This window comes from Pseudazoarcus sp. NS36, assembly GCF_059703705.1.
The window spans coordinates 300,029-316,363 of the sequence record NZ_BAAKJA010000002.1 but is presented as its reverse complement, the minus strand read 5'-3'; the positions used below and the strand labels follow the sequence as shown (position 1 = coordinate 316,363).

16 protein-coding genes are annotated in these 16,335 nt (G+C 64.9%); 10 read left to right on the top strand and 6 right to left on the bottom strand.

The window, feature by feature from the left end; genetic code table 11:
* Positions 1 to 2: 2 nt before the first annotated feature.
* The 3 genes from glcE to AC6H0R_RS04615 all read right to left on the bottom strand — a co-directional run bounded on the left by glcE (position 3) and on the right by AC6H0R_RS04615 (position 3,425).
* Complete coding sequence (gene glcE / locus AC6H0R_RS04625; RefSeq protein ID WP_497580165.1) at positions 3 to 1,070, bottom strand: glycolate oxidase subunit GlcE; 1,068 nt, start codon at positions 1,068 to 1,070, stop codon at positions 3 to 5.
* A 112-nt stretch (positions 1,071 to 1,182) separates the two neighbouring features.
* The gene (locus AC6H0R_RS04620) at positions 1,183 to 2,694 is read right to left on the bottom strand and encodes an FAD-linked oxidase C-terminal domain-containing protein (protein ID WP_497580164.1); all 1,512 of its coding nucleotides are present in this window, start codon (positions 2,692 to 2,694) and stop codon (positions 1,183 to 1,185) included.
* Positions 2,691 to 3,425: a FadR/GntR family transcriptional regulator gene (locus tag AC6H0R_RS04615; RefSeq protein WP_497580163.1), complete on the bottom strand. Its 735-nt coding sequence runs from the start codon at positions 3,423 to 3,425 to the stop codon at positions 2,691 to 2,693. Before AC6H0R_RS04615 ends, AC6H0R_RS04620 begins: the two co-directional genes overlap by 4 nt.
* Positions 3,426 to 3,553: 128 nt before the next feature.
* Here AC6H0R_RS04615 and AC6H0R_RS04610 point away from each other — a divergent pair, with 128 nt between their 5' ends.
* From AC6H0R_RS04610 to AC6H0R_RS04580, 7 genes are all read left to right on the top strand, one after another.
* A complete protein-coding gene (locus AC6H0R_RS04610) occupies positions 3,554 to 5,254 on the top strand; it encodes a SulP family inorganic anion transporter (RefSeq protein WP_497580162.1) in 1,701 nt (566 codons plus the stop codon).
* A 166-nt stretch (positions 5,255 to 5,420) separates the two neighbouring features.
* Positions 5,421 to 5,732, top strand: coding sequence for a 50S ribosomal protein L21 (gene rplU, locus AC6H0R_RS04605; RefSeq protein ID WP_497572282.1), 312 nt, complete (start codon positions 5,421 to 5,423; stop codon positions 5,730 to 5,732).
* Between the two features lie 18 nt (positions 5,733 to 5,750).
* On the top strand, positions 5,751 to 6,014 hold the full coding sequence (rpmA, locus tag AC6H0R_RS04600; RefSeq protein ID WP_497580161.1) for a 50S ribosomal protein L27: 264 nt from the start codon (positions 5,751 to 5,753) through the stop codon (positions 6,012 to 6,014).
* 72 nt (positions 6,015 to 6,086) lie between these two features.
* Complete coding sequence (gene cgtA, locus AC6H0R_RS04595; protein ID WP_497580160.1) at positions 6,087 to 7,208, top strand: Obg family GTPase CgtA; 1,122 nt, start codon at positions 6,087 to 6,089, stop codon at positions 7,206 to 7,208.
* 21 nt (positions 7,209 to 7,229) lie between these two features.
* Positions 7,230 to 8,345 carry a glutamate 5-kinase gene (gene proB, locus AC6H0R_RS04590; RefSeq protein ID WP_497580159.1) on the top strand — a complete coding sequence of 372 codons (1,116 nt, stop codon included), beginning with the start codon at positions 7,230 to 7,232 and terminating at the stop codon, positions 8,343 to 8,345.
* A 71-nt stretch (positions 8,346 to 8,416) separates the two neighbouring features.
* Positions 8,417 to 9,154, top strand: coding sequence for a response regulator (locus AC6H0R_RS04585; RefSeq protein ID WP_497580158.1), 738 nt, complete (start codon positions 8,417 to 8,419; stop codon positions 9,152 to 9,154).
* Positions 9,154 to 10,470: an ATP-binding protein gene (locus tag AC6H0R_RS04580; RefSeq protein ID WP_497580157.1), complete on the top strand. Its 1,317-nt coding sequence runs from the start codon at positions 9,154 to 9,156 to the stop codon at positions 10,468 to 10,470. The genes AC6H0R_RS04585 and AC6H0R_RS04580 overlap by 1 nt, the downstream gene beginning before the upstream one ends.
* A gap of 24 nt (positions 10,471 to 10,494) precedes the next feature.
* Here the strand turns inward: AC6H0R_RS04580 and glpK are convergent, their stop codons facing one another.
* Positions 10,495 to 11,985, bottom strand: coding sequence for a glycerol kinase GlpK (gene glpK, locus AC6H0R_RS04575; protein WP_497580156.1), 1,491 nt, complete (start codon positions 11,983 to 11,985; stop codon positions 10,495 to 10,497).
* A 109-nt stretch (positions 11,986 to 12,094) separates the two neighbouring features.
* On the opposite strand from glpK, the gene AC6H0R_RS04570 reads away from it, so the two are divergent.
* On the top strand, positions 12,095 to 12,457 hold the full coding sequence (locus AC6H0R_RS04570) for a SpoIIAA family protein (RefSeq protein WP_497580155.1): 363 nt from the start codon (positions 12,095 to 12,097) through the stop codon (positions 12,455 to 12,457).
* A complete protein-coding gene (locus AC6H0R_RS04565; RefSeq protein ID WP_497580154.1) occupies positions 12,454 to 13,305 on the top strand; it encodes a sulfurtransferase in 852 nt (283 codons plus the stop codon). Before AC6H0R_RS04570 ends, AC6H0R_RS04565 begins: the two co-directional genes overlap by 4 nt.
* An 82-nt stretch (positions 13,306 to 13,387) precedes the next feature.
* Here AC6H0R_RS04565 and murI read toward each other — a convergent pair whose 3' ends face one another.
* Positions 13,388 to 14,194, bottom strand: a complete 807-nt coding sequence (gene murI / locus AC6H0R_RS04560) for a glutamate racemase (protein ID WP_497580153.1) — start codon at positions 14,192 to 14,194, stop codon at positions 13,388 to 13,390.
* A gap of 140 nt (positions 14,195 to 14,334) precedes the next feature.
* Positions 14,335 to 14,544, bottom strand: coding sequence for a cold-shock protein (locus AC6H0R_RS04555; protein WP_497572272.1), 210 nt, complete (start codon positions 14,542 to 14,544; stop codon positions 14,335 to 14,337).
* A gap of 414 nt (positions 14,545 to 14,958) precedes the next feature.
* On the opposite strand from AC6H0R_RS04555, the gene AC6H0R_RS04550 reads away from it, so the two are divergent.
* Positions 14,959 to 16,086, top strand: a complete 1,128-nt coding sequence (locus tag AC6H0R_RS04550; RefSeq protein WP_497580152.1) for a porin — start codon at positions 14,959 to 14,961, stop codon at positions 16,084 to 16,086.
* Positions 16,087 to 16,335 lie beyond the last annotated feature (249 nt).

Sequence of the window (16,335 nt, the reverse complement as noted above, 5' to 3'; positions counted from 1 at the left end):
GGTCAGATTCCGTCGTAGAGGCGGCCGGGGTTGAAGATGCCGGCCGGGTCGAAGCCGGCCTTCAGGCGGCGGTGGATGTCCATCAGCGCGGTGGCGGGCGGTTGGAATACGTCACCGCTACGGTCGCCGCCGCGGAATAGTGTGGCGTGGCCACCCAGCGCGGAGGCTACGGCGCGCAGTGCGGCGGGCTGGGCATCCGAGCGCAGCCAGCGCTGACCGCCGCCCCATTCGATCAGTTGTTCACCGTCCAGCGCCAGCGGCGGCGTGGTGGTCGGTAGCGCGAAGCGCCACAGCGGCACATCGCTGCTGGCGAAGAAGGCGTGATCTTGCTCGCGCAGGGTCTCCCAGAACGGCGTGGCCTCGTTGTCGCTCACGCGCGTGCCGCCCAGGCGTTTGACGGCGGCGCCGACCGCAGCGCGAGCGCCCGAAAGCCGCACATGCAAGGTGTTGTGGTGCCATGCGGTGGCGGACACCGGCAGCGGTTCGGCGCCCCATTCGTTCATCTTCGCCAAGGCCGTGGCCTGATCGCAGTCCATGCGCAGCGTGGTTTCCATCGTTGAGCGGGGCAGGACCTTGAGCGAGACCTCGAGGATCAGCCCAAGCGTGCCAAGACTGCCGGTAACCAGACGCGATGCGTCGTAGCCCGCGACGTTCTTCATGACCTGGCCACCGAAACTCAAGACGTCGCCGCGTCCGTCCATGACCTTCATGCCCAGCACGAAGTCGCGCAAGCTCCCGACGGCCAGCCTGCGTGGGCCTGACAGGCCGCAGGCCACCGCGCCGCCGACGGTTGCGCCTTCGCCGAAGTGCGGAGGCTCGAAAGCCAGCCACTGGTTCTTTTCGGCCAGCGCTGCTTCCAGCTCCGCCAGCTTTGTTCCGGCGCGCACGGTGACTACCAGTTCGGTCGGCTCGTAGCTGACGATGCCGCGGTGGTAGCGCGTGTCGAAGATCTCGCCCTCTGGCGGTCTGCCGTAAAAATCCTTGGTTCCGCCGCCGCGTAGTTGCAGCGGCCGGCGGGCGGTGGTGGCTGCGCGGATGGTGTCGCGCCACTGTTCGATGATGTCGCTCATGGTTTCTTCCTGTCGTTCGGCCGTTTCTTGACGAGGCGCAGCGTGGCCCAGGCGCCGATCAGCGCGAGTACCGGTGCGCCGACCAGCAATAGTTGGAGCAGGCCCTTGTCCATCAGAAGCGGGGGATGTCCGGGTGCGGCAACTGGCCGTTCTGGACGTGCAACTTGCCGTACTCGGCGCAGCGGTTCAGCGTCGGGATGGCCTTGCCGGGGTTGAGCAGGCCGGCCGGGTCAAAGGCTGCCTTGACGCGGAAGAAGGCGTCCAGCGTGGGCCGGTCGAACTGGCTGCACATCTGGTTGATCTTTTCCACGCCGACGCCGTGTTCGCCGGTAACGGTGCCGCCCAGCGCAATCGACAGTTCGAGGATCTCGACGCCGAATTCCTCTGCGCGATGCAGTTCGCCTTCGGTGTTGGCGTCGAACATGATCAGCGGGTGCAGGTTGCCGTCGCCGGCATGGAACACGTTCAGGCACCCCAGACCGTACTTCTTCTCCATCTCCGCAATGGCTTCGAGCATTTCGCCGAGGCGCTTGCGCGGAATGGTGCCGTCCATGCAGTAGTAGTCCGGCGACAGCCGGCCGGCAGCGGGGAAGGCGGCCTTGCGGCCGGCCCAGAAGCGCAGGCGCTCGGCCTCGTCGCGTGACACGCGGATCTCGGTGGCGCCGGCGGCCTGCAGCACCTCGCGCATGCGCTCGATCTCCTCGGCCACTTCTTCCGGCGTGCCGTCGGATTCGCACAGCAGGATGCCCTTGGCGTCGAGGGGATAGTCGGCGTGCACGAAGGCCTCGACGGCGATGGTGGTGGCTTGGTCCATCATCTCCAGCCCGGCCGGGATGATGCCGGCGGCGATGACGGCAGCCACCGCGTCGCCGGCTTTCTTTACGTCATCGAAGGCGGCCAGCACGCACTGCGCAAGCTGCGGCTTGGGCGTGAGCTTGACGGTGACTTCGGTGACCACTGCCAGCATGCCCTCCGAGCCGATCATCGCGGCCAGCAGGTCGTAGCCGGGGGTATCGGGCGCACAGGAGCCGAATTCCACCACCTCGCCGTCCATCGTCACGCCGCGCACGCGCAGCACGTTATGCACCGTCAGGCCGTACTTCAGGCAATGCACGCCCCCGGAGTTCTCGGCCACGTTGCCGCCGATGGAGCAGGCGATTTGCGACGACGGATCGGGCGCGTAATACAGGCCGAATGGTGCCGTGGCTTCGGAGATGGCGAGGTTGCGCACGCCCGGCTGCACCACGGCCGTGCGGGCGAGGCGGTCGATGGCCACGATGCGGTTGAACTTGGCCAGCGACAGCAGCACCCCATGTGCGTGCGGCAAGGCGCCGCCGGACAGCCCCGTGCCGGCGCCACGCGCCACCACCGGCACGCCCAGCGCCTTGCAGCAGCGCAGGATGGCCACGATCTGTTCCTCGGTCGAGGGCAGGGCGACGGCCAGCGGCAGCTGACGGTAGGCCGACAGGCCATCGCATTCGTAGGGGCGGACGTCCTCCGTTTCATACATCAGCGCGTCGCGAGGCAGCACGGCGCTCAGTGCGTCAATCACGCGCGAGCGGTCGATGCCGGAAAAGTCTTGTTCGGCTACCGCCATCGACGGCGCATCCAGCGTGGTGTTCATGTTCTCTCCCCTTCATCAACCGCGCGCCAGCGCGCGGGGTCCAGCCCGAGACGGCGTGCGGCGCCGGTCAGGTGCGCCGCGGCCGCCTGTCTGGCGGCCGCCGGATCTCCAGCGGCAATCGCCAGAAAAATGCGTTCGTGGTCGTCCTGGGCCTCTTTTGCACGCCCCGTGACATGTCCCGCCTCGCTCCAGGTCGGCTTGCGCGAGTGCGAGAACTGTTGCCCCATGAACTGTGCGAAGCGTGCCAGGGCGCGGTTGTGTGTGGCCTCGGCGATGGCAACGTGAAAGGCGTCATCGTCACACGCGGCTTCGGCCTGTGTTTGCAGCGCGCCACGCATGCGTAAAAGTGCCGACTCGATGCGTTGCAGGTCGTGTTCGTTGCGCCGCTCGGCGGCCAGTGCCGCGGCCCCGGTTTCGATCAGATAACGCAGTTCAAACACTTCGTCTGCATCCTGCGCCAGTCCGTCAGGCGGCGGCAGGCGGAACACCTCGGGGCGTTCGGCCACGAAGGCGCCGGAACCTTGGCGCGTGCGCACGCAGCCCTCGGCCTTGAGCCGCGCAATGGCCTCGCGAATGACCGGGCGGCTGACGCCGAAGCGTTGGCACAGAGCCTTTTCGGTCGGTAACTGCGCACCGGGCGGGAGCTGCTGTTCGCGGATCCATGCGTCCAGTCGTCCGGCGATTTCGTCGCCGAGGCGGGCAGGGTGCAGGCCGGAGTCGGGAGCGTTCATGAGTGGGTTGAATTTGTCAGACAACTTGCATCCTAGCAAAGGCCGTCGGCTGCTGTCATCTACCGGTGATCGAGGGATTTGCTACCATCGCCCACCATGCAACGCACCTTTCCCCTGAGCGCCCGCGAATGATGCGTCCTGTCGAGCGCTATCTGCCGTTCCTGGCCTGGCCTGCCCAGTGGCGTGCGCTCGGTCTGCGGGGAGACATCATTGCCGGCATCACCGTCGGTCTGGTGCTGGTGCCTCAGGCGCTGGCCTACGCCCAATTGGCGCAGCTGCCCCCCTACATTGGTCTGTATGCAGCCTTGCTGCCGGCCATCATCGGAGCAATGTTCGGCTCCTGTGGTGCGATTGCCACCGGCCCGGTAGCGCTGACTTCATTGCTGACAGGTGCCAGTGTGATCGCGGTGGCACGCCCCGGAACAGAGGCGTTCATCGAGGCGGCCATTGTGTTGGCGCTGCTCTCCGGCCTGATCCAGCTCGCACTGGGCGGTTTGCGGCTGGGCTGGCTGCTGAAGCTGTTGTCGAGGCCGGTGATGGTCGGCTTCATCAACGCCTCCGCGCTGCTCATTGCGCTGTCGCAGGTGCCGGCACTGCTTGGCCTGCGCATGCCGCGCTCGGATCATTTTCTGGTCGACTTTCTCGCAATGCTCGGCAATCTGGGCAACTTGCACCTGCCGGCGTTGCTGTTCGGTCTGGCGACATTGCTGGCGCTGGTGGTGTTGCGCCGCGCCGCGCCGCGCCTGCCGGGGGTGTTGCTGGTTACGGCGGTGGCCATCGTGGTGGCAGCCATGTCCGGGTACGAAGACGGCGGTGGTCGCGTGGTCGGCCACATTCCACAGGGGCTGCCGGCCTTCGTGTTGCCGACGTTCGACTGGAATCTGATCGTCGTCCTGTTTCCGGCGGCCTTCGTGATTGCGCTGGTGAGCTTCATGGAGGTCACTGCCAGCGCCAGCGTCATCTCGGCGCGTACCGGTGAGCGCTGGCGGCAGAATCGTGAGCTGGTCGGTCAGGGGCTGGCCAAGATTGCGTCCGCACTCCAGGGTGGCATGCCGGTCAGCGGTTCGTTCTCGCGCTCGGCGCTGAACTTCGCCAGTGGCGCACGCACCGGCTTGTCATCGCTGGTGGCGGCGGTGTTCGTGATTGCAACGCTGTTGTATCTGACGCCGCTGCTGTGGCATCTGCCCATTGCGGTGCTGGCGGCGGTGATCGTGCTGGTGGTCTTTAATCTGTTCGATCTCGCCGCGTTCCGACGCTCCTGGCAGGCCGGCCGCGACGACGGTATCGCCGCCACGGCGACTTTCGTTTCGACGCTGGCTTTTGCGCCCAACATCCAGAACGGCATTCTGGTCGGGTTGCTGATCTCGCTGTCCTTGATGCTGTACCGCGACATGCAGCCGCGCGTGGCGCAGCTCGGGCTGCACGAGGATGGCACCTACCGTGATCGCGAGCGCTTCGGTCTGCCGCACCCGCATCCCAATCTGGTGGTCATGCGGTTTGACAGCGCGCTGACCTTCGTTACGTCCGAGCTGTTCGAGGACGCCGCATCGGACGCGCTCAAGGCTCAGTCCGATGTAAGGGTGCTGCTGGTCTCCGCGGCCGGCATCAATGGCATCGACTCGACCGGGCTGGATGCCATCGCCACCGTGCATGGCCGCCTTGTTGCCGAAGGACGCACGCTGGCTTTCTGCGGACTCAAGAAACAGGTCATCGACGCGATGGAACGTACCGGCCTGTGGGAGCGTCTGCAGCCGCATGCGCACTACCGGACGGAGCAGCATGCGCTGGAGGGCTTGCTGGCGGAGTTGCCCGCCGTTGAGGGTGCCTAGCGTCTGACGCCGCAGCCCGGGCGGCGCAGGTCAATCGCGGGCAGTGAGCGTGCGGGGTGTCGAGCGGCGGGTCTGTGGCAGGGCGGGAATCCCCTTGACTATCCGCTACTTGGACGGCAGAATGCGCGATTCTTCGCAACACCCATCCATCTATTGGAGCTTCACCATGTACGCGGTCATAAAAACCGGCGGCAAGCAGTACCGTGTCGTCGTCGGTGAAAAACTTAAAGTAGAACAGATACCGGCTGACGTGGGTTCCGAAATCACTATCGACCAGGTTCTCATGGTCGGCGAGGGCGAGTCCGTGAAAATCGGCACGCCTCTGGTTTCGAGCGCCGCAGTCACGGCCACCGTGGTTTCCCACGGCCGTCACGACAAGATCCGTATCTTCAAGATGCGCCGTCGCAAGCACTACCAGAAGCGTCAGGGCCATCGCCAGAACTACACCGAGCTTCGTATCGAAGCCATCTCGGCCTGAGTCAGGAGGTAATTCGACATGGCACACAAGAAAGCCGGCGGCAGTTCCCGTAACGGTCGCGACTCACATTCCAAGCGCCTCGGTGTGAAGCGCTACGGTGGCCAGGCAGTCATTGCCGGCAACATCCTCATCCGTCAGCGTGGCACCGAGTACCACGCCGGCGACAACGTCGGCATGGGCAAGGATCACACCCTGTTCGCGCTGACCGATGGCACCGTGGAGTTTTCGGTCAAGGGCGCCCAGAAGCGTCGCGTCGTGACGATCGTCCCGACCGCAGCCTGAGCATCCCTGTTGGTTCGAAAAGCCCTATCCTTGCGATAGGGCTTTTTTGTTTTTGCACTGCGGAAAGCAGACATGAAATTCTTTGATGAAGCGCGTATCGAGGTGGTCGCCGGTGACGGTGGCAACGGGTCCGCATCCTTTCGGCGCGAAAAATTCGTGCCGCGCGGTGGTCCCGACGGCGGCGACGGCGGACGCGGGGGCAGCGTGTATGCGCAGGCCGACCGCAACCTCAACACGCTCATCGACTTCCGCTTCACGCGCCACTTCCGCGCCGAACGCGGTGAGAACGGTCGCGGTGCCGACTGCTACGGCAAGGGCGGCGACGACATCGTGCTGCGCATGCCGGTCGGTACTGTGATCACGGATTACGAGACCGGTGACCTGATCGCTGACCTCGACGAAGACGGCAAGCAGGTCATGATTGCCCGCGGCGGCAAGGGTGGCCTGGGCAACATCCACTTCAAGTCGAGCGTGAACCGAGCGCCGCGCAAGCGCACCATGGGCGAAGAGGGCGAGCAGCGCATGCTGCGCCTGGAGCTCAAGGTGCTGGCGGACGTCGGTCTGCTCGGCATGCCGAACGCCGGCAAGTCCACGTTCATCCGCTCGGTCTCCGCGGCCAAGCCCAAGGTGGCGGACTATCCCTTCACGACGCTGCATCCCAATCTGGGCGTGGTGCGCACCGCCAACGAACGCAGCTTCGTCATCGCCGACATTCCCGGCCTGATCGAAGGCGCGGCCGACGGCGCCGGTCTGGGCCACCAGTTCCTGCGCCATCTGCAGCGCACGCGCGTGCTGTTGCATCTGGTCGATCTGGCACCCTTCGATCCCGATGCGGATCCGGTGCACGACGCCAAGGCCATCGTCGAGGAGCTGCGCCGCTACGATCAGGAGCTGTTCGACAAGCCGCGCTGGCTGGTGCTGAACAAGCTCGATCTGATCGCCGAGGAAGAGCGCGCCGAACGCGTCGCCGCTTTTCTCGAAGCCTATGGCCCGGTCGAGCGTCATTTCGAGATCGCGGCGATCAACGGAGAAGGCTGTCGTGGCCTGATCTTTGCGTTGCAGGATTTCCTCGATGCCGAGCGTGCGCGTCTGGAAGCAGAGCGCGTTGCGAATGCGCCGGCCGAGGTGCCGCTGGAAGAGTCCGACACGTCGGCTGTCGCGGATGACCCGGAAGAATCCGGCCCCCAACACTGACTTTCGACGACCGTCATTGTCATGAGAGAAAAAATCCGCTCCTCGCGCCGCTTGATCGTCAAGGTCGGCAGCGCGCTGGTGACCCGCAACGGCGCCGGTCTGGACAAGGCCGCGATGGCCGATTGGGCGCGTCAGATTGCGGCCCTGCGTGCGGCCGGCAAGCAGATCGTGCTGGTGTCTTCAGGCGCCATTGCGGCCGGCATGCAGCGGCTTGGCTGGCATAAGCGTCCGCACGAAATGCACCGTCTGCAGGCTGCGGCAGCAGTCGGTCAGATGGGCTTGGTTGAAGCCTACGAAGAGGCCTTCTCTGCCCACGGCGTGCACACCGCACAGATCCTGCTCACGCACGAGGATCTGGCCGATCGCAAGCGCTACCTCAACGCGCGTTCGACGCTGGCTACGCTGCTTGAGCTCGGCGTGGTGCCGATCATCAACGAGAACGACACCATCGTCACCGACGAGATCAAGTTCGGCGACAACGACACGCTCGGTGCGCTGGTCGCCAACCTCATCGAGGCCGAGGCGCTGATCATCCTGACCGATCAGCAGGGCCTGTACACCGCCGATCCGCGCAAGGATCCGGCCGCCACCCTGATCAGCGAAGGCCGTGCCGAAGACCGCGCCTATGAGGCCATGGCCGGTGGCGCCGGCACCGGCATCAGCAAGGGCGGCATGATCACCAAGATCCGCGCCGCGCAGCGCGCCGCGCGCAGCGGCGCACACACCTGCATCGCCAGCGGCGGGGAGCCTGATGTGCTGATCCGGCTGGCGGCGGCCGAGCCGCTTGGCACCTTGCTGTACGCCACCAGCACACCGCTGGCCGCGCGCAAGCAGTGGATGGCAGATCACCTGCAGCTGGCCGGCAGCCTGGTCGTCGATGACGGCGCTGCCAAGGCCCTTAAAAGCGGGCGCAGCCTGTTGCCGGTTGGTGTGGTGCAGGTCGTTGGCGAGTTCGAGCGCGGCGGCATTGTTGCCTGCCGTACGGCCGGTGGCGAGGAGATCGCACGCGGGCTGGTGAACTACAGCAGCTCGGAATGCCGGCGCATCGCGCGCCAGCCCAGCGACCGCATCGAGGCGCTGCTCGGCTACATCGACGAGCCCGAACTGATCCACCGCGACAACATGATCGCGCGCTGATACAGGGCGGTACACACGCGGCGCCCGGCTTGCGCGATGCTTCGTACATGCATGACCAGGACGGGAACACGATGAGCGCCACAGCCGACCACATTCTTATCGTCGACGACGATCGCGACATCCGCGAGCTGCTCGCCGATTACCTCACCAAACAGGGCCTGCGTTGCACCACGGCCGGCAACGGCCGCGAGATGCGCATGGTGCTCGATCACCACCGCATCGACCTCATCGTGCTCGACATCATGATGCCGGGCGAGGATGGCCTGAGCCTGTGCCGTGGCTTGCGCGCTGGCGGGCCGCATGTCTCGATCCCCGTGCTGATGCTGACCGCGCGCGGCGAAGAGATGGACCGCATCGTCGGCCTGGAAATGGGCGCCGACGACTACCTCCCCAAACCCTTCGTGCCGCGCGAGCTGTACGCCCGCATCCGCGCCATCCTGCGCCGTGCTCGGGCTTTGCCGCCCAATCTTGACGAAGCGGAGACGCCCCGTACGCTGCACTTCGCTGGCTGGTCGCTCGACACCGTTGCGCGCCATCTGGTCGATGGCGAGGGTGTGGTGGTGCCGTTGTCGGGCTCGGAATTCCGGTTGCTCGGCGTCTTCGCGGCGCACCCACAGCGCGTGCTCTCGCGCGACCAGCTGATGGAACTGACGCGCGGGCGGGACGCCGAGGTGTTCGACCGCTCCATCGATCTGGCGGTGAGCCGTCTGCGTCAGCGTCTGCGCGACAACGCGCGCGATCCGGTCATCATCAAGACCGTGCGCAACGGGGGTTATGTGCTCGCCGCCAACGTAGAGGCTGAGGCATGATGATGCCTCGCACCCTGTTTGCCCGCCTGATGTGGATCTGGCTGGTCGGGCTGGCGGTGGTGCTCGGAACCAGTTTCTGGCTGTTCCTTGGCGAGCGCGAGCGCTTCGACCGCGATGTGCTGATCGAAGGCGTCGCCCGCGAGGTTGCTGCAGTGGTGGACGTCATCGACCGCCTGACGCCTGCCGAACGCTCGGCGCAACTCGAATCCATGCGTCACCGTCGCTTGCGCTTCTCACTCGATGGCCCGCCACCGGATGCCATGCCGGCCGCCTGGCGCGGGTCGCTTACCGACGCGCTGGAGCGTGCGCAGCCCGACCGCTCCGTGCGTCTGTACTTCCAGCCGCCGCCACCGCAGGCGCGTGACGGAAAGGGGCCGCCACGCGTGCTTGCGGTCATTGGTTTGTCTGACGGAGCCGAACTGACCGTGCGCCTGCCGAGTATCCAGCAGGGGCCGGACCGGCGCGCGGCTTCGCCCGAGCGCATGCTGGCGGCACTGGCCGCGCTGATTGCCGGTATCGGCTTGCTGTCGTGGCTTGCCGTCCGTGTGGCCACGCGCCCGCTCTCCGAATTGGCGGAAGCTGCGCGCGTGCTGGGTGAGGATCCCGAGCGCGGTGAAGTCACCGCCACCGGCCCGGCAGAGGTTACCCAGGCCGCAGGCGCTTTCCGTCTGATGCAGCAGCGCATTCGCGAACACATCCACGAGCGCACGCGGATTCTGGCGGCGATCTCCCATGATCTGCAGACTCCGATCACTCGCCTGCGCCTGCGCGCCGAGCAGATCGATGACGAGGCGCTGCGTGGCCGCATCCAGTCTGACCTGGGCGACATGCAGGCGCTGGTGCGTGAGGGCTTGGCCTATGCACGCAGCCTGGAAGACCGCGAGCCGGTGCAGCGTATCGATTTGCGAGCGCTGCTTGAAACCATCGCTGAAGACGCGCAGGAACTGGGCTGGCGTGTGACGCTCGCGCCCGGTGAATCCGCGGTATGCACCGCGCGCCCGATGGGGCTGCGGCGTTCGCTGTGGAATCTGATCGAGAACGGTGTGAAGTTCGGCGAGCGCGTGGATATTGCGATCAGCCCGGACTCGGTCGTGGTGATTCGTGACTACGGTCCGGGTCTGCCAGATGAAGAGCTGCAACGTGTATTCGAGCCCTTCTACCGCACCGAATCTTCGCGCAACCGCGACACCGGCGGCACCGGCCTGGGGCTTGCCATCGCGCGAAACCTGCTGCGTGCGCAGGGTGGTGAAGTGTCACTGGCCAACGCGCCCGATGGCGGGCTGATCGCGCGAGTTGAGCTCACTACCGCCCCATAGCTCAGAGTCGGGGCGCGCACTGCGTCAGTCTTCTGCCCACCCGCGGGATCGTTCCACGGCCCGATGCCAACGCTCCAGTATCGTAGTGCGCTCAGCGGATTTCATGCGCGGCTGGAAGCGCGCGGCTTCCTGCCAATGCGCAGCGACTTCGTCTGTCCCCGACCAGACGCCTGCGCCGATGCCGGCCATGTAGGCCGCGCCCAGTGCGGTGGTTTCAAGCATCTGCGGCCGCACGACCGGGACGTCGAGCAGGTCGGCCTGCAACTGCATCAGCAGGTTGTTGGAGGCTGCGCCACCGTCTACGCGCAACTCGTGCAAGGGTGCTGCGCCGTCGCGCTTCATGGCCTCGACCAGGTCGACGGTTTGCAGCGCAATGGCCTCCAGCGCCGCGCGTGCGATGTGGGCGCGTGTCGTGCCACGCGTAAGGCCGATCAGCGTGCCGCGCGCGTAGGCGTCCCACCAGGGGGCGCCGAGCCCGGTAAAGGCGGGCACCAGCACTACGCCGCCGCTGTCCGGCACCGAGGCGGCCAGCGACTCGATCTCGGCTGATGAACGAATGAGGCCGAGCCCGTCGCGCAACCACTGCACCAGCGCGCCGCCGATGAAGATGCTCCCCTCCAGCGCATAGCTCACGTTGTTTTCGTGCCGCCAGGCAATGGTGGTGAGCAGGCGGTTGTGCGATTCGACTGCCTCGCCGCCGGTGTTCATCAGCAGAAAACAACCCGTGCCATAGGTCTGCTTGGCCATGCCCGGTTCAAAGCACGCCTGACCGAAGGTGGCAGCCTGCTGGTCTCCCGCAATGCCGGCAATGGGGATGGCTGCGCCGAGCACGTCGGCGCGGGTATGGCCGCATACGCCGACGCTGTCGACGACCTCGGGCAGCAGCGAGCGCGGGATGTCGAACAGGGCGAGCAGTTCGTCGCTCCACTCGCCGCGACGAATGTCGTACAGCATCGTGCGTGAAGCGTTGCCGGGGTCGGTGGCGTGCAGCGTGCCGCCGCTCAAATGCCAGATCAACCAGGTGTCGATGGTGCCGAAGGCCAGTTCGCCGCGCATCGCGCGCTTGCGTGCGCCCGCCGTCCTGTCCAGCAGCCAGGCGATCTTGGTGGCCGAAAAGTAGGCGTCCAGTTCCAGTCCGGTCAGGCTGCGGATCAGGTCGGTGTGGCCGGCTTCGCGCAGACGGTCGCAATCCGCGGCGGTGCGTCGGTCCTGCCACACGATGGCGGGCGCAATCGCCTGGCCGGTCTTGCGATCCCACAGCACTGTGGTTTCGCGCTGGTTGGTGATGCCCAGGGCTGCGATGGAGGAGGGCGCGATGCCAGCCTCGGCGATGGCTGCGCGGGCGCAATCGAGCTGAGTGGTGAGGATCTCGTGCGCGTCGTGCTCGACCCATCCGGGTTGCGGGTAGTGCTGGACGAACTCGCGCTGCGATGATCCGATCAAGCGGCCATGGGCGTCGAAGATCATCGCGCGCGAACTGGTTGTGCCCTGATCGAGCGCAAGCAGGAAAGTCATGGCATCCCCCGTGGCGGTATCCGCCCTCAGGCTACATCAAGTCGGCATGCTCGACGGGCTTGCGATCCGGCCCTATAGTGGTTTGCACGACAATGCGTGGAGGAGCGCCATGATCACCATCGACCACAGTCCGCAGCGTATTTCGATTGCCGTGTTTGGCGAGTTCACGCTGGCCGACTTCAAGGAATTCGAGGAGCTGTTCACGTACAAGTCGCGCTTTGAGGGGCCGGTGAATCTGTTGGTCGACCTGCGCGAGATGCTCAATTTCACGCTCGACGTGGCCTGGGAAGACCTCCGCTTCTCGCGCGAGCATCGTCACGACTTTCAGCGTGTCGCCGTGCTTACCCAGAATCAGTGGTTTGGCTGGAGCGCATGGATGACGCAGTGGTTTGTTGACGGCGAAGTGCGTGTGTTCGACGAAGAAGGTGATGCCCTGATGTGGCTGGATGAGGCGGCGGAGTCGGCGCAATGAACGACTTCCGCACGCTGATGGCAGCGCCCGTGCTGGCCGGCATGCTGGGTCAGCCGGGGCTGCGTGTCGTCGATTGTCGCCATGATCTGGCGGACGTCGAGGCCGGGCGCCGTTCGTACGCTGAGGGCCATATTCCGGGCGCGATCTTCATGCATCTGGACGAAGACCTGTCCTGCGCGACTACTGGCCGCAATGGCCGGCACCCCCTGCCTGACCCGTCCGCGTTTGCCGCCCGTCTGGGGGCCCTCGGCATTGGCCCGGACGATCAGGTGGTTGCCTGCGATGATGCTGGAGGGGCTATTGCGGCGCGGCTGTGGTGGTTGCTGCGCTGGATCGGTCACGCACGCGCGGCCGTGCTGGACGGCGGCTATCGCGCCTGGCGCAAGGCCGGCTTGCCGCTGGAGGCCACCGTGCCTGCCCCTGCGCCGGTGGAACACCCGGTCGGCGCAGCGGTGGCCGGCTGCATCGACGCTGCCGGCTTGCAGAGGGCGCTCGATGGCGCAGAGGTCTGTCTGATCGACGCGCGCAGCCCGGATCGTTTCGCCGGCGAAAGCGAGACCATCGATCCCGTGGCCGGCCACATTCCAGGCGCGCTTAACCGGTTCTTCCGGAGCAATCTCGCTGACGGTTGCTTCCGCTCCGCAGACGAATTGCGTGCCGAGTTCGAGCGGCTGCTCGAAGGGCGCTTGCCGCAGGACGTCGTGCATCAATGTGGCTCGGGTGTGACGGCCTGCCACAACCTGCTGGCGATGGAAGTCGCCGGTTTACACGGCTCACGCCTGTATGCAGGATCGTGGAGCGAATGGTGCGCCGATCCAGTGCGGCCGATTGCGACGGGCGCTACCTAGCTCGCGTTGAACCGTCGGACGGAATGCGACATCGGCCCTGGGTTGCGGTACGCATGTCGCAACGCGGCGTGCGCATCGCGACTCACTCCCAGCCCACCCTTTCGACCAAACCCAGCGCCCGCCCCAGAAAGCGCTCACCGATGGTCTGGAATCGCAAGGGCACGTCTGTGACATAAAAGCGGTGCGTCGGGGTGCCGCTGCTGCGCGCCAGGCCGAGCGCCTGCAGACGTTGTGCGGCAAGATCGGCTGTGGTGCTGGCCGAGTCGATCAGGCGAACGTTCTTGCCGGCCACCCTTTTCAGCAAGGGCTTGAGCAGTGGGTAGTGCGTGCAGCCCAGTACCAGGCTGTCCACTTCCTCCGCCAGCACCGGTTTCAGGTATTCCCGCGCGGTCATGCGCGTTACCGCATGATCCAGCCAGCCTTCCTCCACTAGCGGCACGAACAGCGGGCAGGCCGACGAATACACCTGCACGCTTGGGTCTAGCGCATGCATGCGTTGCGCGTAGGCGTTGCTGTTGATGGTGGTTGGCGTGCCGATCACGCCGATGCGCCGCGCCAGCGAGTGCGCCAGCGCTGCCTGTGAGCCGGCTTCAATCACATCCAGTACCGGTACGTCCAGCGCCAGCTCGCGCACCACGTCCGTCGCCACGGCCGCCATGGTGTTGCACGCAACGATCAGCATCTTGACGTCGCGCTGCAGCAGAAAGCACGTGATCTCTGCTGTAAAGCGACGAATGGTGGTGACCGACTTGATGCCATAGGGTACGCGGGCCGTGTCGCCGAAGTAGGCGATGTCCTCAAAGGGGAGCCGGTCCATCAGTGCGCGCACCACCGTCAAGCCACCGATGCCCGAGTCGAATACCCCGATGGGGCCGTCGCGCCGCTCCATGAAACCCCCTTCAATCAAAAAATGCAGCCGATTCTAGCTTGTTGCGCAGTGGCCGCTGCCGCCACTGTCACGCGATGTGCGCTAGCCGTGAACGCAAAAAAGCCCGGTTGCCCGGGCTTTTTCGTAGCGGCGAAAGACGATTAGTCGTCGATGCGCTGGATGTTCGCTGCCTGCTTGCCTTTCGGGCCGCTGACGATGTCGAACGAAACTTTCTGGTTTTCGGCCAGCGACTTGAAGCCGTTGCCCTGAATGGCGGAGAAGTGAGCGAAGACGTCTTCGCCACCGTCAGCCGGGGTGATAAAGCCGAAGCCTTTGGCGTCGTTGAACCACTTAACAGTACCTTGTGCCATGAAATGCATTCCTTGCAATGATTGAGATGATGCATGGGCGTGAGCCCGGTAGTACGAGAATCAAGGCGAGGAGCACAAACCGTATACCGCGAGGTACTGCGTAAGAGCTGTCGTACTTTGAAAACCCGCGGACGCAGTATGGGGGTGTGCTTTGGGGAATACAAGCGGTTTTTTCAGGCGGTATGCAGGGAGGTGAGGGCGTGGAGGGTTGACGTAGCGGCCAGCGCAACGAGCGGTGCGGCGCCGCTGTAGTCAGATTGCAACATCAAGCGGGCTTCCAAGGGGGGCTTTTGACGCGCCTGTAGCATTCCATCCGAGTTCTTTGCAAAATGTAAGCACTGCTGCAAGCAAGTATCACAGCGGCACTCGGGGCGGCAATGGGGCCGTCCGATGCCCCCTACAAACGGAAAAACCATGCAAAAGAAACTCATCGCCCTGGCGCTCGCCGGGTTCGCGTCCGCGCCGGTCGCGGCGCAATCCAACGTGCAGATCTACGGCGTCATGGACTTGGGCTTCAGCCGTCTCAGTGGCAGTGAGACGAGCTTGATTGGCGACACGTTCAAGTCACGCAACGCGATCGACTCCGGCAATCAGGCGCCCAGTCGTATCGGTTTTCGCGGAACCGAGGAGCTCGGCAATGGCCTGAAGGCGTTTTTCACCATCGAGCAGGGACTGTCGGCCGATACGTCGGCCAGTGCCACCAGCTCGCGGGCGATCTTCGTCGGCTTGTCCGGTGATTTCGGTAAGGTGTCGCTGGGTCGTCACATGAACAGCGTGCGCGCAGCCGTTGCCGACCTCGATCCGTTCGGTGCGGCTGGCGCGGGTAACATGGAGAACATCCATCGCTCGACGGTCTGGCTCGACAACTCCATCCAGTTCACGTCGCAGAACTACGGTGGTTTTACCTTTGGCGCGAACTACTCCACCAACGTCGGCTTCGAGTTCTTGGGCATCGACGTGGGTCTGTCCGGCGACGAAATCGCCATTCCCAAAGGCGAGCGGAGCATCAATACGCGCTTGTGGAACGTGATGGGCGCCTATGTGGCCGGGCCGTTGCAGGTTGGCCTGTCATATGAGCGTCTGGACAACGATTTCCTCAGTTACCAGGAAAAGCGTTGGAACCTTTTTGGCGCATACGACTTCGGCGCACTCAAGGTCAGCGCAACCTACGGTACCGTCAAGAACGAGTACTTCAGTGTGGGCCCCTTCTCCGGCATTCTCGGTACCAAGGGCAAGCAGTGGATGCTCGCGGCGACCGTCCCGGTATCCGCGGCCGGAACCGTGCTGATGTCGTATAACCGCAGCAAGCGCGACGTGGACATCTTCTCGTTTGATATCGGTAGCCTCAAGGGCAGCCAGTGGGCTGTGGGTTACAACCACGCCCTGTCCAAGCGCACCAACGTGTACGCCACCTACGCCCAGTCCAGCGCCAACGACTTTGCTGAGTTGATTGGTTACTACGACGTGGGCCCGGGCACTAACGGCATCGAGTCGGGCAACTACAGCAAGGGCTTCAACGTGGGTATTCGCCACAATTTCTGAGCACGATTTCCGTGCTTTTATGGCGGGCGCTTCGGCGCCCGTTTTTCGTTTATGGCGGCGCCGCGCAAGGCTGGGGGCGCTCCACGTTGCGCCAGCGCAACATGATTGGCGCGGCAGACACGCAAAAGCCACCGCAAGCTTGCGGCGGGTGGGCCGCCTTCCGCAGAATGCAATCCAGCTTCTCGCACGAGAGGTAAGTGGGGCCGGCAAGCGCTGTCGGTTTTAACTTGAACCTAGAGGGGAATTTCA